The organism is Nonomuraea sp. NPDC049028, from assembly GCF_043197735.1.
GTDB lineage: Bacteria > Actinomycetota > Actinomycetes > Streptosporangiales > Streptosporangiaceae > Nonomuraea.
The window spans coordinates 402361-421681 of sequence record NZ_JBICTR010000009.1 but is presented as its reverse complement, the minus strand read 5'-3'; the positions used below and the strand labels follow the sequence as shown (position 1 = coordinate 421681).

Here is a 19321-nt window from a genome sequence, read left to right as displayed (position 1 = left end):
ATGACGATGGAACGCCTAATCCGAAGGGGGACGCCCATGCGCAAGCACACCCACGAGTTCGCTCGTATACCCCGGTCGCAGCAGCCCGAGCGGGCCCCGCTGCACGGCGCCGAACTGCGTCGTCCACCGTCCGACCACAGCATCCGTGCGTCGCAGCAAGTCCGGGGCATGCGCATCGTCCCGCGGCGCCGTAGCTACTGACCCCACCCCACCAGAGGAGATCCCGTGCAGTTCATCGCTTCCACCGTCTCGCTGACCGTCGACGACGTCGCCGCCTCCCAGGCGTTCTTCACCACCTACCTGGGCTACACCGTCCAGCAGGCCGCCGACGGCTTCGCCTCCCTGTCGCGCGACGACGCGGTCGACATCGTCCTGCTCGCCCGCGGCATCGAGGTGCTGCCGCCCGAGCAGCGCGACCAGCGGGCCAGCGGTCTGATCATCGCCTTCACCCTCGCCGGTGGCCTGGCCGAGCAGGAAAAGCGGCTGCGCGACGCCGGGGCGCAGATCACCATGCCGCTGCGCCAGGAGCCCTGGGGCGAAGCCCTGTTCCAGGTCACCGACCCCAACGGCGTGATCGTCCAGTTCGTCGAATGGGCCGCCCCCGAACACCTCTGACCCGCCCCCACCTGCTGACCGACACCTCAGGAAGGAGCTTCCCTTGACGCCCGACCCGATGACCGTGCACCCACTGCCCGCCCACGAGCGAGTGGTCTTCCTCAGACCGCTGATCAGCTCGCCGACGATCACGGTGGGTGAGTACACACCTTCCCGTTCACCATGTTCGGCGGCGAGTGGACCGAACGCACCCTCGACATCGTCACCGGTATGCCCAGCCGGGGAGACACCGTGGTCGGCAATGACGTGTGGTTCGGCTACCAGGCCACCGTCATGCCCGGGGTGGCCATCGGCGATGGCGCCGTCATCGCGGCCGGCGCCGTGGTCACCGCCGACGTCCCGCCGTACACGATCGTCGGCGGGAATCCGGCCAGGACCATCCGCCACCGCTTCGCCGCCGCCGACGTTGAACAACTGCTGCGGGCCGCCTGGTGGGACTGGCCCGCCGACCTGGTGACCGAGCACGCCCGCACCATCATGGCCGGCACCCCGGCCGACATCGCCCGCATCGCCGAAAGGATCCTGTGACAACGATCGACGCAGCCGCAGAATTCGACCGTCAGACCCACAACTTGTTCAAACGGGAATACCCGGCGATGGCGGGCCTGACGCCGGAGCACTTCCAGTCTCTGGTCGCACCCCTGCGCGACCTCGCCGCGACGACCGGGAACCTCACCTGTGAGCCCGACACCGGCCGGCTTCCGTTCGTGCTCGTGGTCACCCGTCAGGTCGTCCCGATCGAGCAGATGATGCCGCGGACCACCCTGCGGAGAAAGGCCGGTTTCGTCGACCATTCCTTCGAGCCCGGCTCCCTGGAACGATTCGTCGCCATCACAGAGACCGAGCTTCCGGACCAGCCGGTCTACCTGCTGGTGGACAGCGAGCGCGGCGAGGAGTTCTGCGGGGCCATACCTCGGGACGCCATGGACACCATCACCGCGCGGGGGCGCACTCTGCTCACCATCGAGGAGGGCATCGCGGTGATCACCCAATTTCCGGAGATCCTGGTCAAGAACAAGTGCTTCTCCCTCGGCGGCTCCCGCTCCGGCGACCGCCGCGTCCCGGCGCTGTGGATCAGCCAGAACGCCCCCAAACTCGGCTGGTGCTGGGAACGCAATCCGCACACCTGGCTCGGCATGGCCTCCGCCGGCGATCGCCGCGCGGCCGCATAGCAGATTCCCACCAGACAGCCAGAATGCTCGGAGCCCGGCTTACGGACCCTGACGACGGAATGGTCATCGATGAGGACTTCGCCGAGCAGCGCATCAAGGCGGGCGTGTTCCTGGCGGTACACCCTGTCGTGCGGGGCGGTGGTCGGCCGCTGTTCGTCCCCGCACGACGAGCGACTGGGCCTGCGGCTTGCCGAGTCTCGTACCTGCGATTCGCAGGTTGCGGTGATATCGATTCACCACTTGAGCTCCCGGGATGCCTTTCAGATGCGGGCGGGTTCCATGGGGCCGAACCACCGCTGCAAGGCCGCCCGGAGCGTTTCCATCTCCGCGGAATCTGGTTGGGGTGATTCGGATGCCCAGGCCACGTAGCAGTCCGGTCGAAGGAGCAGGGCGGTGGGCGCGTGGGGCTGGGGGCGTGCGGTGACGATGTCGACCTGGTCGTGTCGTAGGGCAGGTGCCTGCGCCAGCGATGCTCCTTCGGTCAGGTCGAGCAGCAGGGGGCGTGCGGTTCTGGCCAGCTCGGCCAGCCGGACCGGCCCGGTCGGGGTGTGCAGTTCCAGGTCCGGGACGAAGTGGCCAACCAGCGGGTGCGGCTTGGGTCCGCCCATGTCTTCGCCCACGTCTTCGCTCATGTCGTACCGGACGTCGGCGCCCGCGGTGAGTTCGGCCAGGCGCCGTACGGTGTTCGGGTCGCGGAGCAGTTCGCTGAACACTTCGCGCAGTCCGGTGACGTCGCTGCCGGGGGCGATCAGCGCCGACTGCGCCTGGGCGTTCAACACCATGCGGTGCGCGGCCGATCGCCGCTCTGTCTCGTACGTGTTCAGCAGTCCGGGCGGGGCGCTTCCTCGGATCTCGGCGGCGAGTTTCCAGCCGAGATTGATCGCGTCCTGCAGTCCGAGGTTGAGCCCGGGGCCGCCCCCGGTGGCGGCGTACACGTGGGCGGCGTCACCGATCAGGAACACCCGGCCGTGGGCGAACCGTTCGGCGACCCGGGTGTTGCCGCCGGTCAGCCGGCGCAAGGCGTGCGGCCCTTCGCCGTTGGGCGGTCCGAGTGGTACGTCGACGCCGAGCACGCGGCGGATGCTCGCCCGCAACTCCTCCAGGCTCATCGCGGCGTCGGTCGCGGGCTGGTCCCACTCGGTAGTGGTGACCAGCGGTGGATGGCCGGGCATCGGCGCGTACGAGAACCCGCCCTGCTCGGTGCGGTGGGGCAGGAACGGCATGACGGCGCCGTAGCCGGGCACGTTCAGCGCGCCGTTGGCGGGGTCGACCCAGTCCGCGGGGACGGTCGCGTGCGCCGAGCGGACGGTCATCCGGTCGTGGGTGACGCCAGGGAATCCGATGCCGGAGAGCTTGCGCGTGGCGCTGTGGGCGCCGTCGGCGCCGATCAGGTATCGGGCCTGTAGGTGGTACTCCCCGTCCGGGCTCGTGATGTCGACGGTGACGGCGTCGTCGCCCTGTGACAGGCCCACGACCTCGTGTCCCCGCCGGATTTCCACCCCCAGCTCGATCGCTCGATCCTCCAGGACCTGCACTATGCGTCGCTGCGGCACTGGCAGGGCGTAGACAGGGCTGTCCGCCAGCAGGCTCAGGTCAAGGCCCATCGCGCCGAACATGAAGTACGCGGAGTTCGGCCGTGGCGGTTCCGGGCTGCCGCTGAGACGTTCGTGCAACCCGCGGTGGTCGAGCATCTTGACGACCTGGCCCAGCAATCCGTTCGCTTTCGGCTCCTGGCTGGGCTCGGGTAGCCGCTCCAGCACGAGCGGCCGGACTCCTGCGAGGCGTAGTTCGCAGGCCAGCATCAGCCCGTTCGGGCCGCCGCCGGCGATGACGACATCTGTGATCATGTTGCTCCTTCGCTCGAATGGGACTCGCATGGGACTTGCATGCGACTCGCATAGGGATGGGACGCGAGGCTAGGCAAAAAAGTGCGTGCACGCAAATTTGCGCGTACGCAATCAAGCTGGAATGCTGAGATGGTGACGACAAGACGAACCGGGTTGCGCGAGCAGAAGAAGCAGGCCACCCGGGAGGCGTTGAGCGCGGCGGCATTGCGGCTGGCCCTTGAGCGTGGACCGGACCACGTGCGCGTCGACGACATCGCCGAGGCCGTCGGCGTCTCAGTCCGGACCTACAACAACTACTTCTCCAGCCGCGAACAGGCGATCGTCGCCGCCATCAACAGCGAACGGGAAGCGCGGGTCGCGGCGGCAGTGGCTGGCCGGCCCGACGATGTCGGCCTCGCCGCCGCGATCATCGAGGCGATCGTGGATCAGTACACGGATCCGGGCGTACCCAGCCGCGAGGCGCTGCTGATGATCACCACCCGTCCCGCGCTGCGCGAGGCATTCTTCGATACCACCAGCGCGCTCGAACATCCCCTCACCGACGCGATCACCAGACGCCTCGGCGATATCGACCCGCACACCGCCCGTGTGCTCGCGGCCAGCGTGGCCGCCGCGGTCCGCGTCGCGATCGAACAGTGGCTGCACGCCACTGCCGCGTCCGTCACGGCCGGCGGGCTCGTCGTGCCGTCCGGCTCGCTAGCGGACCTGCTGCGCAGCACGCTCGCACCACTCACGCCCGCACTCGACGCCGCGGAGCAACGGGCACACCGCCCAGCTGATTCCTAGTTATGGGAGCGTTGCCGGGTGGCTACGCCGGATGGGAGCGAGTGATGCGGACCCGACGAGGTGCCCGGATTGTGCTGCTGGATCAGGACGATCGGATTCTGATGATCCGGCACAGGTACGACGGCGTCATCGTCGTCCCTGGGTCTCCGGTCCAGGAGTTTTTCTGGGTGCCCCCAGGCGGAGGATTGACGGAGGACGAAGACTTCCTTCAGGCCGCTAGCAGGGAACTGCTGGAGGAGACGGGACTGACGGAGGTCGAGTGGGGGCCGTGCTTGTGGACTCTGGATGCGGACGTCCGGTGGGGCGGCGAACCCGTACACATGCACGAGCGGTACTTTCTGGCGCGGGCGCGTGGTGCGCAGACCATCACCCGCGCCTACCTGGAGCCGGAGGAACAGCAGGGCATCATTGACCACCGATGGTGGTCCTTGGCCGAGCTTGTCGCGACCACAGAGACTCTGCGGCCTGTGGGACTCTCTGAGCTGTTGGCAGACGTGCTGGCCGTAGGGGGACCAGCGAGTGGCTGGAAAAGGCACATCCGTACGTAACGGCCCGCATGCCCGGGCGGGATCCCGTCTGATCTGTTCGCGTTTCCTGCCCTGCCGCAGCGAAGGCTGAGCATTGTCAGGCAGAGGTCTTTCTTCTCGTCTGTCGTTCCGGCCGGGGCAATTCAGCCTGTCGACGGCGATGGCTGGGGAGTGCTATGACCTTTTGATGCGCATTCGACCAGCTGAACTCGCTGACAGCGAGGCGATCGCTGTTGCCCACGTGCGATCCTGGCAAGCGGCCTACCAGGGCTTGGTCCCCCAGGAATATCTTGACCGGATGACTTCCTCCCAACGGCAACCCGTCTGGGAGCGTCTGCTGGCCGAAACGTCGTGGCCCTGGAAAGGAATCCTGGTAGCCGAATTCGACGGCTCCGTTGCGGGCTTCACCGGGTTTGGCCCCACACGAGATCGGGATGAGAATTCCGCGACCGTCGCAGAGATCACCACGATCTATCTGGCACCCGAGTTCTGGGGTGCCGGCGTCGGCAGGCAACTCATGACGACGGCGCTGGAAACCATGGCTCAGGCCGGTTATGAGAAGGCCACCTTGTGGGTGCTGGAGGCCAACGTACGCGCTCGGCGCTTCTACGAAATCAACGGCTGGCACAGTGACGGTTCCGTCAAACAGGACGAGACACGCGGCTTCCTGCTCACTGAAATTCGGTACCGCCGTGTAGTCAACTGACCGTGCGGGGTGCGTACGGTGACTCTGTGCCGACTATGTCGTTGATCGTTAGCCACGATGCTTTCCTACCGCACAAATCACGCTGTCCGCGGAACGATCAAACCTACGTCAGGGTTCTTCGATCGGATGCGGTCGGCGGCGCGACTCCCGACGTCAAGGAGGAGGCATAGTGATCGAGGAACAGCCGGGCGATCAGGTCGCCGCGTGAACCGGTGCCCGACTTCGCGAAGATTGACTTCAGGTGGTCCTGCACGGTGTACGACGACACATTCAGCCGGCCGGCGATCTGCTTGGTGGACAAGCCCTTGGCCACCAGTTCGGTGACCCGGCGCTCGCTGTCGGTGAAGCCGTAGGCATCGACCATCAGGGGTGCCATCTCGGCGGGGCGAGCGACTTCCAGCATCACCGCGACCTGCGGTTCCGGACCGTCGTTCAGCAGCGAGCCTCGGACGATCAGCCACTGACCGGCCCGGGTGCGCGCTCGGGCCCTGGCCGGCCGGAGATCGGTCGGCGCTGGTGCCGTACTTGTCGCCGGGCCGCAGAGGGAACGGGCCTGGCGAGCGACAGCGGAGATCACCAGCGGCAGCCGGGCGCCCGCTCTGTCACCGGTGCCCAGTTCGTCCAGCCAACGATCCGCTGCCTTGTTGGACATGCGTACGCCGTCATCGGCGTCGAGGATCAGCAGACCGACGTCGTCGTCACCGGCCTGTGCGTCACCGAGCAACAGGCCGCGCCGTAGTCCATCGGTGATCAGGGGGGCGATCGACGATACGAACTCCACCTCGGCCAAGGAGAAGTACGGGCGCTTCGCCTCCCGGAACACGGTCAGCTGCCCCCATGTCCCCGTGCTGCCGGCGAGCACCACCCGCAACTCATCGGAGAATCCCCCCGGGCGACGGATCTCCCGCTGGCGCAGGCTACGGTCGAGGTCACCGGCGGTGGCTTCGCTCAGGCTGCCGGCTGGGCGGCCCGCATGGGCGAGCTGTACCCACGTGTTGAAGTCCGGCTCACGCACCTCGATCTCCACGAGCCGGAGCAGTTCTGCGGCGGGCAGGCCGTTTTCCACGAACTCGGCGGTCGGGAGCATGGTCGCCGGGTCGGTCGTCATCAGGCACGTGCCTTCGGCGGGCACGGCCCGGGCCAAGGCGTCGCCGACGGCCCGCGCGAAGTCCGGCACGGGCAACCCTCGGTGAACCAGCCTGACGATTTCGTCGCGGACGCGCGCATGCGCCGCCGATGCGTTGACCACGATCGGAAGCTTATGGCGATCGACGGCGTCATCCCAGAAATCTGGGATACAACCCGGCTCCACGATCTCGCATGCTGGTCGCACAGATCAGTATCCGCCCGGGCAGGCCGGGCCGCACAGAGGGAGCACCCGTACGCCATGATCACCGTCGATACCACCCTCGCCGCCGGCACCTGGGTCGGCGATCCCGTTCATTCCGACATCTCGTTCAAGGTCCGCCACATGGGCGTCGGCAAGGTCAGGGGAACGTTCGCGCTCGCCTCGGCAGCGCTGAGCGTCGGCGAGGGCGGCGGCCGGGTGACCGCCCTCATCGACCCCGCCTCGGTGCACACCGGCAACGAACAGCGCGACCAGCACATCCGGTCGGCCGACTTCCTGGACGTGGAGAAGTACCCGCAGATCGAGTTCACCTCGACCGAGGTCCGCGGCTTCGACGGCGAGACCTTCATTCTGGTGGGCGAGTTGACCCTGCACGGTGTCACCAGGACCGTCGAGATGGAGGCCGAGTTCCTCGGCGTCGTCGACGACCCGTCCGGCGCGGTGCGGACCGGGTTCTCGGCGACCACCACCATCAGCCGCGCCGCGTTCGGCGTCGACATCCAGCTCGGCTTCGGCGCCGGCAACGTCGTGGTCGCCGACACCATTGAGATCGCCATCGAGATCGAGTTCACGACCACCGAATCGGACCCGCGATGACTCTCCTGGCATTCCGTTGGACGTACTGAAAGGACCGGAAACGTGAGTAAGACCGTGCTGTACATGTCGATGTCGGTGGACGGGTTCATCGCCGGGCCGAACGTGGCGCCGGGCAACGGGCTCGGTGACAAAGGGCATCGGCTGCATGAGTGGTTTCTGCCGGATGCCGACGCCGGTCACAGGAAAGACCTCGACCACCTGGCGGGCGCGAACCGTGAGGTCACGGACGAGGTCATGGCCACCGGGGCGGTCGTCGTCGGCCGGCGGACGTTCGAGCTCGCCGACGGCTGGGGCGGCGACCACCACGATGGCGTGCCGATCTTCGTCCTGAGCCGCCGTCAGCCCGATCCCGAGCTGCAATGGCCCGGGGTCACCTATGTGAGCGACGTAACGGCCGCGATGAACATGGCCAAGGAGGCGGCCGGCGACAAGGACGTACTGGTCCACGGAGCCCGCACCGCTCGGCTGGCACTTGCCGCCGGCGTCCTCGACGAGCTGCAGATTCACCTGGTCCCGGTCCTGATCGGACAGGGTGAACCGCTGTTCGAGGACATGCCGCCCGACCACATCGAGCTCGAACTGCTCCGCGCCGCGGACGGGCCGGGCGTGACGCACCTGCGCTACCGCGTAAGAACGGCGGGCTGAGGCGATGGCGCTCATCCGGCTGTACATGACCATGTCCCTGGACGGTTACGTCACCGGGCCGCGGGACAGCCCGGACACCCCGCTGGGAATCGGCGGGTTCCGGCTTTTCAACTGGCTCGACCGGCGCAACGCCCCGGGACCCAGCGGACAGGTGTACGCCGAGGCGCTGGCCAGCCGCGCCCTCATCGCCGGCCGCCGCACCTACGAACACGCCGACCGCTGGCAGGGCGACCATCACGACGGCGTCCCCATCTTCGTCCTGACCCACAATGTCCCGGACGAGCCGCCGCCGGGCAGCGTCCGCTACGTCACCGACGTAAACGAGTGCGCCGCACAGGCCCGCGCGGCGGCCGGGGACGGCGACGTGATGGTGCACGGTGCCGGGGCGGCGCAGGCGCTGCTGCGGGCAGGCCAGCTCGACGAGCTGGAACTACACGTCGTACCGGTCCTCCTCGGGCAGGGACGCCGGCTGTTCGACGACCTGCCGGCCGAGCACATCGAACTCGACCCGGTCCGCCGGTTGACCACGCCGCAGGCCGAGGAACCCACACAGCACGTCATGCACCTGCGCTACCGCATCCGCCGCCCGTGACCCGCGAAGTCCCTCCCGATCAGAGCACGGCCGCCGACCGACGAACGCTGTCCGTTGTCAGCTACGGAACCATTGTCAGGACTCGGAGGTCCACCTGCGTGTTCGTCGGGCAAGCCAGTGCACCCTCCACCAGGCTCTCGTGGCGTGCGGCGTCAGTGTGCGAGCTCGTTGCGTAGATCGGCGAGCGCGATCCGGTCGTCCTCGCTGCCGGTGTGCGGTGCCTGGAACCAGCGTGCGTACTCTCTGATCTCGGTCAGCCGCCACTCCAGTTCGAACAGCTCGATCATCTCGGGCTCGCCGCCGAGGACTCGTCGGTCGTGTTCGGGCAGGTCGAGAAGGTCCCGCTCGTGCGGGGCGAGCGCGAACGACTCCCAGTCCACCAGCACGAGCCCGGAATCGGTGAGCATCTGGTTGGCGTGGTGCGGCTCGCCGTGGGTCGGCACCCAGCGGTCAAAGGCGGCCAGCGCCTTCTCGGCGAGCTCGGCGTACCGTGACGCCCAGCCGGCGATCGATTCGGCGGACTCGACGATCAGACGACGAGCGTCCTCCCCGAACGGGCCCGCATTCCACAATCCTGTGGCGGCATGAGGCAGTTGGTCGGAGAAGTCCGGTGTGATCCGCGGTTGCCAGTGCGGCAGCGAAACCGGAGCGGGAGCGCTGTGCAGCTCGGCGAGCAGCCGTCTCGTCTTGGCGGTATGGTCGGGTCGTGCGGCCTCTGCCTCGTCGGGCGTGCGCCCCGTCGCCCAGGAAGTGACGCTGAGAATCCCCTCGGCCAGGGGGATCGTGAAGCTCCCGTTCGTGGATCGGACCGGTGCGAGCACCCCGAGAAAGCCTGTCGCCGCGAGCTCGGACGCCGCCGCGTATGCTCCCTCGAACGAGTCGGGGGTTCGATGCCCGCCCGGTACGTCGAGCGTCGCGAAGAGCACGGGCACGCCATCCTGGTCGATCCGCCAGTGGTGCGCCCCGAATCCCACCGGCAGATAGGCGGCGCGCCCCGCAACCGGAAGCCAGCCATCCCGCACCGCCGAAAGCACATCATGATCGGTCGGCGACAGAGGCGGAGTGAACATGTCTTGATCGTCCCACCTGGTCGCCGCGCCGACCGCCAGGGCACTTGCCGGCACAACGGTTCGGCGTCCAGGGAACAGACTGACAGCCCCCCAGATACAGGGGAGACGAGCGAGTTGGTCTCGCCCGTCTCCCCGGAGACGTCACGGCAGCAGTGCGGCGGCCTTGACCTTGTGCAGGTGGATCAGGATGTCGAAGGACTTGCCGAGGGCGGCCTTGGTGGCCTGGTCGGGTGACCAGAAGCCACCGCCGATCAGGCGGGTGGGGCGGGGTTCGGCGAGCCAGGTTCTGGCCGCCTGCGGTGCGGCGCGGGTGTCGAGGATGAAGTCGCGGTAGCGGACCTGGTCCAGGACGTACTCGTTGTAGTCGCTGTCGGCCGCTGCGACCGAGCCCTTGCAGGTCAGGGGCCGCTCGGCTGGGGTGGAGCCGGCCGGGCACTCACCCTTGTCGAGGGTGAAGTTGTAGCCGCCCTGGTCGAAGCTGGTGCCGACGGTGACGAAGCGGGCGCCGAGGCGTTCGCGCAGTACGCCGCCCATCGGGGCGGGGACGAACACGGTGTCGATCGGGGTGTAGCTGATGTGCGCGTTCAGGCCGGACATCTGGATCTTGTGGCCGGTCGTCTTGTTCCACCAGACGACGTTGTCGGCCAACGTGGTGTCCCGGTACTCCTGGGCCTGCCGGCGTCCCTCGGCGGTGGCCTGGTCGAAGGCGAAGTCGGTGAAGGTCTGCGACAGAGCGCGGGCGTGCTGCACCGCCCACCGGTAGTCGTCGCCGCCGGGCTTCTGCCGCTGGAGAAGTTCGAGGGCCTCGGTGGCGCGGCGGGCGTTGTCCTTGCGGGTCTCCAGCGGCTGGGACAGCGCGATGCCCATGTACTGCCCGGCGTTCGGGGTGGTGGGCCGTAGCCCCTCGTACAGCTTGGTGAACTCGGGTGTCAGGTCGGGATGGTGCTCGGCAACGTAACCGAGAACCTTGTCGAACAGGACGTCGCCGGGGTAGAGCAGGTCGGCGCCCATGAACTGGACCTTCGCCTGGTGGGTGGTGTTGTAGGAGCGCATCCAGGTGATCAGGCCGAGGAACTCGCGGTTGTTGAACAGGGCGTAAGGGCCGGTGACCTCGTCGTGCAGGATCTGCCGTGGGTCGCCCTTGCCGTGCAGGACGTAGTCGTTCAGCCGTACACCGGTGCTCCAGCTCAGCTCCCTGGCGAAGGTGGTGAACCCCTTCTCCGTCACAAGGTAACGGAACAGCCGGTGGTTGAGGGTGTAGAACTCGGCGGTGCTGTGCGTGGCCTCCCCGACGCCGACCACCTTCGCGCCTGCCACCATCGCGCCGAACACGTCTAGGTCGCGCAGGCCACCCCCAGACGAAGTGGAGACGAGAGGCTTGGCCACCGCGTTGAGCGCCGCGACGACGGCGGCCGGGCTGTCGGCGTCGGCGGTCGCGGCGGGGCCGATGGCGGTGGTGAGCGCGAGGCCGAGAACGAGTGCGCCGCCCCAGGTCTTGGTGTGCATATGGTGTCCCGTCGCATGAGTGCGTGTTGTTGACGGGTGTAAGCCTCGGCGGGAGCGCTGACAGTACAGCGACAGTCCGCTGACGATGCCCAAGGGACACCGGCACAAAAATACGGCTGTCTATTTCACCGCAGATTCACCGGGAGAGCGGTCAGTCGGCTCCCCTGTATGCCGCCGAAGTCGACCTGCTGGAGCTCGGAGATCGGCACCGCGAGGCGTGCGTCGGGGAAGTCGGCCCGTACGACCGCCACGACCGCGCTCAGTTCGAGTTGAGCCAATTGCGCACCAGTGCAGTAGTGGGGACCGGCGCCGAAGGTGAGGTCAGGCCCGATCGACCGGCCGGGATGGGTGTTGATGCCCTGGATGTCGATGAGCACGGGGGAGTGGGCGGGGAGCCGTACCCCGGCGAGATCGATGGCGGCGGAGGTGAACCGCCAGAGGCTGAAGGGTGCGGGCGCGTGCAGGCGCAGCGTCTCCTTGACGAACTCCTCGACCGTGATCTCCTGCGCTGAAGCGCCGTCGGAGTCGAAGACGTGGGCGAGCAGGAACCCCAGCGATGGGTCGGTGGTCAGTTGCCCGGCGTAGATCAGTGTGAAGATCAGGTAGTGCAGTTGTTCCTCGGTGAGCTCGTCGGGGACCCGTTCGCGTAGCTCGGTGGCCAGGCCGGGCCGGCCGTCGCTGAGCGCGGCGGCGGCCAGCTGTCCGAAGGCGGCCATCGCCGCCTCCACCTCCTGGGGATCGGCGCTGTGCATGCCCCGGCAGGCCGTGATGGCCTGGTCGATCCGGTCGAGTGGTACGCCGATCACGTCGCAGACCACGGTGAGGGGGAACCGAGTGGTGAAGTCGGCCATCAGGTCGACCGTTTCACCTGTCGCGGCGAGCACGGTGAGCTGATCGCGGGCGAACCCCGTGATCCGTTCGGCATAGTCCTGCATCCGCCGGGCGGTGAAGAGCGGGGCGTGCGCTCGGCGCAGCCGCGTGTGCGCCGGGCCGTCGAAGGTGGTCAGCGACGGCTGCGCGGCGGCAGTCGGTTCCAGACCTGCGATACGCGGGTCCCAGTGCGCCGGTGCGTAGGCGGGGTCTTTCACGATGTGAGGGTGTACGAGGGCCTCACGGGCGAGGGCGTCGTCGGTGATGATCCATACCGGGCCGCCGGCTGGGGCATCGGCCTGGACGATGGGACCGGTGGCGCGCAGGGCGGCGCGGACGGGATGGGGTTCGCCGATCCCGCGAACGGTGACGGCGAACGGGTCGACGGTGGCACGGGGCGCGTCGGTCATCGAGTCTCCATGGGGTGTCCGAATCGGATGGTGAGGAAGGCGTCCTGGCCGATCGCTGGCGGAACGACGACGGCCGTGCGCCTGAACGGAGTCGATCTATGAGGCGATGAGATAGAATGACTGCGTAGCACAGTAACTGCGCCACGCAGTGAATCTACCACAAGCTTCGCTGCGCGACGCAGTGAAATGGAAGGGATGGGTGTCGCGATGGCGGAGCCGGCGGCGGGCAGGGAGGCGCTACTTGCCGAGGTCACCACGGACGTGGTGCCCAGCTGGGCGATCTTGGTCGTCCAGCTCAACAGCCTTGTCGCCGAGCGGCTGGGCGTCACCGACACCGACGTGCAATGCCTGTTCGTGCTGGGCCGGCACGGTCCGACAACACCCGGCGTCCTGGCCAAGCACGTGAACCTCACCACCGGATCGGCCTCGCGCATGATCGACCGGCTCGTCGCCGCAGGCTGCGTCCGACGGGTGGCCGACCCCCACGACCGCAGGCGAGTGCTCATCGAACCCACCCAGGAAGGCCTCGACCGGGTCAGCGCCGCCTACTCGGGACTGATCGCCCGTACGCGAGACGACCTCGGCGACTTCGACGACGCGGAGCTCAGCACCATCGTTCGCTTCATGAAAACGGCCGAGCGCAGCACCGCCGCCGAGATCCACCGACTCCAAGCCACGCTCCAGGGCCGAACATGATCGTGCTTGGCTAGGGTGGAGGTATGTTTTGACGCTTGCCCGGAAGTCGGGCACCCCCATGGCCTCCTTCGTATCCCGAACAACCTACGAAGGAGACACCTGACATGAGCACGTTCATCCCTGACGCGTTCGCCGCGTCGTACGGCAACAACAGCCCGACCGCCCGTGCCTGGATCGCCGAGCTGCCCCGGCTGGCCGCGGACTTCCTCGACCGCTGGACGCTGCGGCCGGACGGCCCCGCGGCACACGGCATGGCCTCGCTCGTGCTGCCGGTGATCCAGGCAGATGGCGCTCCCGCGGTGCTGAAATTCCAGCAAGCAAGCGAGGACAACGCCGGCGCCGCCCTCGGCCTGCGGGTATGGAACGGCAACGGCATCGTGCACCTGCTCGACCACGACCCCGACACCGGCACCATGTTGCTGGAGCGGCTGGACGCGGCCCGGCCGCTGTCATCGGTGGTTGACGACGATGTCGCCATGCAGATCCTCGCCGAGCTGATGGCGCGCCTGGTCGCGGTGCCCGCCCCACCCGGTCTGCGGCATCTGTCCGACATCGCCGCCGCCATGCTGGATCAGGTTCCACGCGCTGTACTGGCATTGCGCGACCCGGCCGAGCAGCAGCTGGTACGCACCTGCGCGTCCGCCGTGGCCGAATTGATCGGCGAACCTGGCGACCGCCTGCTGCATTGGGACCTGCACTACGACAACATCCTCGCCGGGCAACGGGAACCATGGCTGGCCATCGACCCCGAACCGCTGGCCGGCGACCCCGGGTTCGACCTGTGGCCGGCGCTGGACAGTCGATGGGAGGAGGCGGTGGTGGCGACCGGCGACGTGACCCGTACGGTCCTGCGCCGTTTCGACCTCCTTACCGAGGTGCTCGGCCTGGACCGGCAGCGGGCGACCGGGTGGACACTTGGCCGCATCCTGCAGAACGCCTTGTGGGACATCGAGGACGGCAAGCCCACGCTGGAACCGGCCCAGGTCGTCCTTGGCACGATTCTGCTACGCCGGTGATGTCGCGCCACGCGCCTGCCCGCAAGCCGAACGGAAGTACGGATGATCTACGCAAAGACGCCCCTTACCCTTGAGATCCGCGAAGCCGCGGCCCTGACCTGGGGTGTCACGGGGGACGGCGAGCGGTTGCACGGCGGGGAGGACTCCGCCGCCTACCGCCTCGACGGGCACGTCATCCGCGTCGGCCCGGTGTGGCGCGCCGCCGCCGAGTCGGAGTGGTGTCACGCGATCGCCCGACACGCCGCCGCCGACCTCCCCGAGGCGGTCGCCCCGCTGCCGACCGCCGAAGGGGCGACGGTCATCGTCGTGGGCGGCCGCCCGATCTCCTGCTGGCCGTATGTCGAGGGTGCCTGGCCGGACTCCGACATCCCGGCCCAACGCGCAGCCGGTGCCCGTCTGCTGGCCAGGCTGCACAGATCCCTGGCCGACTTCCGCCCCGGTCCCCGCCCGGTGCCCGCCTTCCAGGAGTCCGGCCTGTACGGCGATCCGCCCCAGGACGCCGCCGAGCTGGCCGACCCCGACCTGGACCGCTGGCTGGCCGCCTTCCACGCCGAGCACGCCGTGCGCCACCCCCTGCACGGCGACTACTACACCGGCAACACCCTGGCCAGGGACGGTCGGATAGTGGCGGTTCTCGATTGGGACGAGACCTTCGTCGGCGCCCCTGAGCTGGAGCTGGCCGCCGCCGCCCTGGAATGGGGCGACGACCTGGCCGGGCCGAGTGAGGAGTTCGTGGCCGCGTACCACGAGGCGGGCGGCACGGCAGCCCGCCTGGACGAGGAGTCGCTCGCTCAGCTCGTCAGGCACAAGCTCCGCAGGGAGTACGCCTACTTCCACAAGGGGGTGACGCATGACGAGGAGGACATCGAATACCACCGCGCCCGGGTAGAGCTGTTCCACCGGCTGCGCCCCTGACAGCCGTACCGGCGTCCCTATCGCTGGATGGTGGCCTGCGCCTGGCGGATGCGGTCGTTGAGGGTGCGTCGCACGCTGTCGACGTCGGTGGTGGAGTTCTCGGACAGAGTGTTCATCAGTTCCGCGCAGGCTTGGGCGGCGGCCTCCGACCGGGGCAGCATGATCTTCTCGTAGGCGGCAGCGGCCTGGTCGAGGTCGGGGTGGGTGGCGATGGCGGTGGCCAGGTCGCTGCCGTCGATCAGGGCGAGGTTGGCGCCGATGCCGAAGGGCGGCATGAGGTGGGCCGCGTCGCCGAGCAGGGTGATGCCGGGGACGTGGTCCCAGGTGTGCCCGGCGGGCAGGACGTGCAGGGGCCGGCTGACGAACCCGCTGTCGTTGTCGCGGAACAGGTCGAGGAGCCGGGGGTGCCAGCCGCTGAACAAGGCGCGGAGGTGATCGCACACCGCCGCGGTGTCGTCGAGGTCGAGGCCGGCGGTGGCGTACCAGTTCGCCGGTGCGTCGAAGCCGGCGTACAGGCGGATGTGGGCGCCGCTGTTGCGCTGGGCCGAGATCATCTTCCCGTCGGCTCGCGCCGCCAGCGTGCCTGGCCCCACCCAGCGGGCCAGGTCGGGGTGGCGTACGTCGACATCATCCAGGTACGCCTCGACGATCGTGGCGCCCGTGTAGCGAGGCACAGCAGCCGAGACGGCGGGGCGGACCCGGGACCAGGCGCCGTCGGCGCCGATCACGAGGTCGAAGTCCGCGGTGGTGCCGTCGGTGAAGCACAGGCGAGCGCCGCCGCCGTCCAGCGGTACGACCCCGTCCACCGGGCGCCCCCAGCGCACAGTGCCGGGGACGAGGGAGTCCAGCAGCAGCCCCCGCAACTGGCCCCGGTCGATCTCCGGGGCGTAGCTCTCGTCGCGGCTGTCGGTGGGCCGCTCGTGGTGTACCAAGGCGGCGGTGAAGGGATCCAGCCCGCGCAACTCCTGCCCCTGCGCCCGAGCCAGCTCGGTGAACCGCTCGAACAGGCCGACCGCCCGTAGCGCGGCCTGACCGGTCGGCACATGCAGATCCAGCATGCCTCCCTGCCAGCGGGCATCGCGGGAGGCCTCCCGCTCGAACACGGCTGCCTGGATGCCGTACGTCTGCAGGCCGCGGGCGCAGGCGAGGCCGCCCACGCCGGCGCCCACGATCGCGATTTGGGAGTTCATGGCACATACCTCCGGGTAGCGGCTCCGAGGCGGCCAGAAAATCATAGTTACTCCGAATTCGCAACAGCTCCGATTTCGCACTCGATCCGAGTTGCCGTACGCTGAGCGAGTGAGCGAAGGAGTCGGGCGCCGCGAGCGCAGGAAGGCCCAGACCCGCAAGGCGCTGGCCGACGCGGCGCTGCGGCTGTTTCTGGAACGCGGTTACGACCAGGTGGGCGTCAAGGACGTGGCCGAGGCCGCCGACGTGGCGGTGTCCACGCTGTTCGCGTACTTCCCGAGCAAGGAGGCCCTGGTCTTCGACCTCGACGACGACCTCGAGGCCGAGGTCGTCGCCGCGGTGCGCGATCGTGACCCCGGCCAGTCCATCCCGTACGCCCTGCGCGAGCACATCCTCAGGCGAGCGATCGAAGTCGCGGCCTTCCCTCACACCGCGGCCCTCACCCGCATGGTGGAGAGCACCCCGGCCCTTCGCGACTACGCCCGCCACATGTGGCTACGCCACGAAGCCGCCCTCGCCCGCGCCCTCGCCGACGAGACCGGCGCCCCTCAGGACGACATCACCTGCGCCGCCTTCGCCAGGTTCGTCCTCGAAGCCGCCCACGTCATCCACGGCCACCCGGCCCCCGAACAGGCCGCCACCGCAATCTTCAACCTGCTCGAACACGGCTGGACCACCGCCCATCCCGGCACCTGAGCACCGGCGGCAGGATGCGGGGCTAATTGAAGGCGCCAGGCACCTGGTAGGGCACCTTGCCCTCGAGCTGCTCCTGGTCGAGCACCTCGCCTCTCAGCGGCAGCAGAACGGTGACCTCCCGTCCCCAACCGGAGTAGCGGGTGTCCGACTCGACACGGAGCAGGGAACCCTTCCAGTGGTGCAGGACGCCCCTGGCCGTAACCCGCTCCACCAGTCCGGCCGCACTCAGCCGGAGGGTGTAGGAGATGGTGCTGACGGGCTTGCTGATGGAGTAGCCGCGGAAGCGAGAGGCGAAGGAACGGGATACCTTAACCAGCTTGTCGGCCTTGATCGTGCCCTTCACCAACCCGTCCCGCCAGGACGTGCGGTGGGCCAGCAGTGCCTTGAGCGTGGCGGGCTCCAAGACCTCCAGCGGCGGGTTGCTGGCAGGCTGATCGGTGGCGGAGTAGCGCACCCAGTTCGTGCCCTGTGGCAGCGCGTCGGCGAACTGGGGGCCTGAGACGTAGTCGTCGTAGCCTGACGAGATCACCCTTAGGGGCGTCTCTTCCAGGGCGGCGTCCTCCGCCATGCCGAGTTTCTTCAGGCCGCTCATCATCGTCTTGCTGAACCGCAGGCGCTGGGACGTATCAGCGGCGGTCTCGCCTTGCGGTCCGAACCCGACCGTGCCGTCCACATCCACGGTGTAGTAGAAGCCGCGACCCTGATCAACCTTTACGGTGGACACGATGTTGACGCCCTTACCGCGGGTCAATGCGGCTTGGAGCGCTTTTACCGGGTCGACCCTGGGCGCTGCTTGCGCGGGGGTGGCGACGAGCTGTGCCAGTCCCGCGATCAGGATTGCACCCACGACGGTCCGCTTCATCACGATCCCCTGGAAATTGGTCGGAGGGACGATCAATCTCGTGCATACGAGATCAACTGTCAAACCGAACCGCGATCGTGAGATGGCCTCGATGGGCATGCCGGAATCGGAGAGCTGTGCCGCCTGTGGTTTGTGGGGCCGCCGTTAACAATTGAGAGTGGCGGTGGTCTGGGGTCGGCCCGAGTCGGGATCCAAGGCCACAGGGAACGTCCGCCCGTCGGCCACCCGGATCTCAACCGAACTCGGCCCCGTCCACTTGACCGAGTCGAAGGTGTCGTCGGGGACGTCGTCGTTGAAGCAGCCGAGATCCCACTCCCTGCTGAGCAGCCCGCCGTCATTGCGGACGCTGAGCGATATCACCATGTCCGGCCCGAGACCCGCCATCGACCGCTGGAGCCGGATCCTGTACGGGGGCGGTCCGTCGACGAAGCCGACCTCCTCGGCAGAGGAGAACCCAATGGCGAGCAACCCCCCGAACAGCGCGACACTCGCGCCCAGTCCGGCAAGGAGGACGATCACGACGCGTAGCCACATCCACCGCAGCCCGACGGCGGCCAACGCCATCAGGAGCAGGCCAGCACGCCGAGTGCGAACGGATGGTTCAGATGTTCCCGTAAGAGCACGAAGTCAGAGTCGTGGAAGTACACCAGAGCTGCGAGACCGCCCACGCAGAGCGAGGCGGCCAGCAGCGCGAGTGAGCGAGACATGTAAATCCCATCGGTGGGGGGCCACCGAGATCATGACAGCACCGCGGTGCCGTAACCGCAATTGCGCGGAATCTCCACAAAACCCGCATATCGCGGCCGGGTGAGGTTCTTCTCAGGTCCCGAAATCACGAACCCGAAGCGGGCTGGTTCCGTAGTCCGGACCGCTGAGGCTCTCGTGAGCCCTTGCCCACGCTTGGTCGAAAGCGTCGAGGGTCAGCGGCTCGGGGTTGTGACCTTCCCACTCATGGACGGGTTGCTCGGCTATTCGGTCGTAGACAGCTCCGTATCGTGCGACTTCTCCGCTCTCGAAAGCCGTCTGCCATTCGGCCAGGGAGGCGGCGGCGAAAGGTTGTTCGTCGGGGCCGCGGAATTCGATCTGCCGGGTCACCCAGCCTTCGTCGTCGGCCTCGATGTAGAACCAGGTGTCCTCGTCGGCCCAGTGGCTGCGGAACCAGTGCGTCATCGTGGCATTCCTCCTGGGGCGAGTGGGAGGGCTTGGAGCTTCCCGATGTCGGGTGGGTGGGGCGAAGTCGCTCGTTCTCGAGGCCGA

The 19321-nt window shown here is 68.1% G+C and carries 23 protein-coding genes; 13 read left to right on the top strand and 10 right to left on the bottom strand.

The genetic code is table 11. The annotated features are described in order from the left end of the window. Positions 1-225 precede the first annotated feature (225 nt). The 3 genes from ACGFJ2_RS35530 (at position 226) to ACGFJ2_RS35520 (ending at position 1787) form a co-directional block, all read left to right on the top strand. Positions 226-615, top strand: a complete 390-nt coding sequence (locus ACGFJ2_RS35530; protein WP_393475766.1) for a VOC family protein — start codon at positions 226-228, stop codon at positions 613-615. A 162-nt stretch (positions 616-777) separates the two neighbouring features. After that, the gene (locus tag ACGFJ2_RS35525; protein WP_393475763.1) at positions 778-1143 is read left to right on the top strand and encodes a CatB-related O-acetyltransferase; all 366 of its coding nucleotides are present in this window, start codon (positions 778-780) and stop codon (positions 1141-1143) included. Next, positions 1140-1787 carry a DUF5701 family protein gene (locus ACGFJ2_RS35520; RefSeq protein ID WP_393475760.1) on the top strand — a complete coding sequence of 216 codons (648 nt, stop codon included), beginning with the start codon at positions 1140-1142 and terminating at the stop codon, positions 1785-1787. Before ACGFJ2_RS35525 ends, ACGFJ2_RS35520 begins: the two co-directional genes overlap by 4 nt. Positions 1788-2047: 260 nt before the next feature. Here the strand turns inward: ACGFJ2_RS35520 and ACGFJ2_RS35515 are convergent, their stop codons facing one another. After that, the gene (locus ACGFJ2_RS35515; RefSeq protein WP_393475757.1) at positions 2048-3634 is read right to left on the bottom strand and encodes an FAD-dependent oxidoreductase; all 1587 of its coding nucleotides are present in this window, start codon (positions 3632-3634) and stop codon (positions 2048-2050) included. Positions 3635-3763: 129 nt separating this feature from the next. Between ACGFJ2_RS35515 and ACGFJ2_RS35510 the strand changes: the two genes are divergently transcribed. The 3 genes from ACGFJ2_RS35510 to ACGFJ2_RS35500 all read left to right on the top strand — a co-directional run bounded on the left by ACGFJ2_RS35510 (position 3764) and on the right by ACGFJ2_RS35500 (position 5653). Next, complete coding sequence (locus tag ACGFJ2_RS35510; protein WP_393475754.1) at positions 3764-4420, top strand: TetR/AcrR family transcriptional regulator; 657 nt, start codon at positions 3764-3766, stop codon at positions 4418-4420. A gap of 2 nt (positions 4421-4422) precedes the next feature. Then, entirely contained in the window at positions 4423-4968 is a 546-nt protein-coding gene (locus ACGFJ2_RS35505) for an NUDIX hydrolase (RefSeq protein ID WP_393475751.1), read from the top strand. Between the two features lie 166 nt (positions 4969-5134). Further along, a complete protein-coding gene (locus ACGFJ2_RS35500) occupies positions 5135-5653 on the top strand; it encodes a GNAT family N-acetyltransferase (protein WP_393475748.1) in 519 nt (172 codons plus the stop codon). A gap of 103 nt (positions 5654-5756) precedes the next feature. Here ACGFJ2_RS35500 and ACGFJ2_RS35495 read toward each other — a convergent pair whose 3' ends face one another. Then, positions 5757-6965 carry a helix-turn-helix transcriptional regulator gene (locus ACGFJ2_RS35495; RefSeq protein ID WP_393475745.1) on the bottom strand — a complete coding sequence of 403 codons (1209 nt, stop codon included), beginning with the start codon at positions 6963-6965 and terminating at the stop codon, positions 5757-5759. Between the two features lie 75 nt (positions 6966-7040). On the opposite strand from ACGFJ2_RS35495, the gene ACGFJ2_RS35490 reads away from it, so the two are divergent. Genes ACGFJ2_RS35490 through ACGFJ2_RS35480 form a run of 3 tightly spaced genes read left to right on the top strand, consistent with a single transcriptional unit; the run spans position 7041 to position 8835 of the window. Beyond that, entirely contained in the window at positions 7041-7598 is a 558-nt protein-coding gene (locus ACGFJ2_RS35490) for a YceI family protein (RefSeq protein WP_357943753.1), read from the top strand. A gap of 42 nt (positions 7599-7640) precedes the next feature. Next, positions 7641-8243, top strand: a complete 603-nt coding sequence (locus ACGFJ2_RS35485) for a dihydrofolate reductase family protein (protein ID WP_393475742.1) — start codon at positions 7641-7643, stop codon at positions 8241-8243. Positions 8244-8268: 25 nt separating this feature from the next. Next, the gene (locus ACGFJ2_RS35480) at positions 8269-8835 is read left to right on the top strand and encodes a dihydrofolate reductase family protein (RefSeq protein WP_393475739.1); all 567 of its coding nucleotides are present in this window, start codon (positions 8269-8271) and stop codon (positions 8833-8835) included. Between the two features lie 152 nt (positions 8836-8987). Here ACGFJ2_RS35480 and ACGFJ2_RS35475 read toward each other — a convergent pair whose 3' ends face one another. From ACGFJ2_RS35475 to ACGFJ2_RS35465, 3 genes are all read right to left on the bottom strand, one after another. Then, positions 8988-9905: a phosphotransferase gene (locus ACGFJ2_RS35475; protein WP_393475736.1), complete on the bottom strand. Its 918-nt coding sequence runs from the start codon at positions 9903-9905 to the stop codon at positions 8988-8990. Positions 9906-10046: 141 nt separating this feature from the next. Then, the gene (locus tag ACGFJ2_RS35470) at positions 10047-11411 is read right to left on the bottom strand and encodes an erythromycin esterase family protein (protein ID WP_393475734.1); all 1365 of its coding nucleotides are present in this window, start codon (positions 11409-11411) and stop codon (positions 10047-10049) included. A gap of 125 nt (positions 11412-11536) precedes the next feature. Beyond that, a complete protein-coding gene (locus ACGFJ2_RS35465) occupies positions 11537-12691 on the bottom strand; it encodes a cytochrome P450 (protein ID WP_393475731.1) in 1155 nt (384 codons plus the stop codon). A gap of 195 nt (positions 12692-12886) precedes the next feature. Here ACGFJ2_RS35465 and ACGFJ2_RS35460 point away from each other — a divergent pair, with 195 nt between their 5' ends. The 3 genes from ACGFJ2_RS35460 to ACGFJ2_RS35450 all read left to right on the top strand — a co-directional run bounded on the left by ACGFJ2_RS35460 (position 12887) and on the right by ACGFJ2_RS35450 (position 15318). Then, complete coding sequence (locus ACGFJ2_RS35460) at positions 12887-13387, top strand: MarR family winged helix-turn-helix transcriptional regulator (protein ID WP_393475728.1); 501 nt, start codon at positions 12887-12889, stop codon at positions 13385-13387. A 104-nt stretch (positions 13388-13491) separates the two neighbouring features. Further along, positions 13492-14403: an aminoglycoside phosphotransferase family protein gene (locus ACGFJ2_RS35455; RefSeq protein WP_393475725.1), complete on the top strand. Its 912-nt coding sequence runs from the start codon at positions 13492-13494 to the stop codon at positions 14401-14403. Between the two features lie 42 nt (positions 14404-14445). Beyond that, positions 14446-15318: a phosphotransferase enzyme family protein gene (locus ACGFJ2_RS35450; RefSeq protein ID WP_393475722.1), complete on the top strand. Its 873-nt coding sequence runs from the start codon at positions 14446-14448 to the stop codon at positions 15316-15318. A gap of 17 nt (positions 15319-15335) precedes the next feature. Here ACGFJ2_RS35450 and ACGFJ2_RS35445 read toward each other — a convergent pair whose 3' ends face one another. Continuing rightward, on the bottom strand, positions 15336-16508 hold the full coding sequence (locus ACGFJ2_RS35445) for an FAD-dependent oxidoreductase (protein WP_393475719.1): 1173 nt from the start codon (positions 16506-16508) through the stop codon (positions 15336-15338). A 109-nt stretch (positions 16509-16617) separates the two neighbouring features. Here ACGFJ2_RS35445 and ACGFJ2_RS35440 point away from each other — a divergent pair, with 109 nt between their 5' ends. Beyond that, a complete protein-coding gene (locus ACGFJ2_RS35440; RefSeq protein WP_357943774.1) occupies positions 16618-17202 on the top strand; it encodes a helix-turn-helix domain-containing protein in 585 nt (194 codons plus the stop codon). Positions 17203-17224: 22 nt separating this feature from the next. On the opposite strand, the gene ACGFJ2_RS35435 is transcribed toward ACGFJ2_RS35440, so the two are convergent. The 4 genes from ACGFJ2_RS35435 to ACGFJ2_RS35420 all read right to left on the bottom strand — a co-directional run bounded on the left by ACGFJ2_RS35435 (position 17225) and on the right by ACGFJ2_RS35420 (position 19234). Continuing rightward, positions 17225-18064, bottom strand: coding sequence for a hypothetical protein (locus ACGFJ2_RS35435; protein ID WP_358179120.1), 840 nt, complete (start codon positions 18062-18064; stop codon positions 17225-17227). Positions 18065-18208: 144 nt separating this feature from the next. After that, positions 18209-18628: a hypothetical protein gene (locus ACGFJ2_RS35430; protein ID WP_393475715.1), complete on the bottom strand. Its 420-nt coding sequence runs from the start codon at positions 18626-18628 to the stop codon at positions 18209-18211. Continuing rightward, the gene (locus ACGFJ2_RS35425; RefSeq protein ID WP_393475713.1) at positions 18628-18771 is read right to left on the bottom strand and encodes a hypothetical protein; all 144 of its coding nucleotides are present in this window, start codon (positions 18769-18771) and stop codon (positions 18628-18630) included. The genes ACGFJ2_RS35430 and ACGFJ2_RS35425 overlap by 1 nt, the downstream gene beginning before the upstream one ends. Positions 18772-18883: 112 nt before the next feature. Beyond that, on the bottom strand, positions 18884-19234 hold the full coding sequence (locus ACGFJ2_RS35420) for a hypothetical protein (protein ID WP_357943780.1): 351 nt from the start codon (positions 19232-19234) through the stop codon (positions 18884-18886). Between the last annotated feature and the right edge of the window lie 87 nt (positions 19235-19321).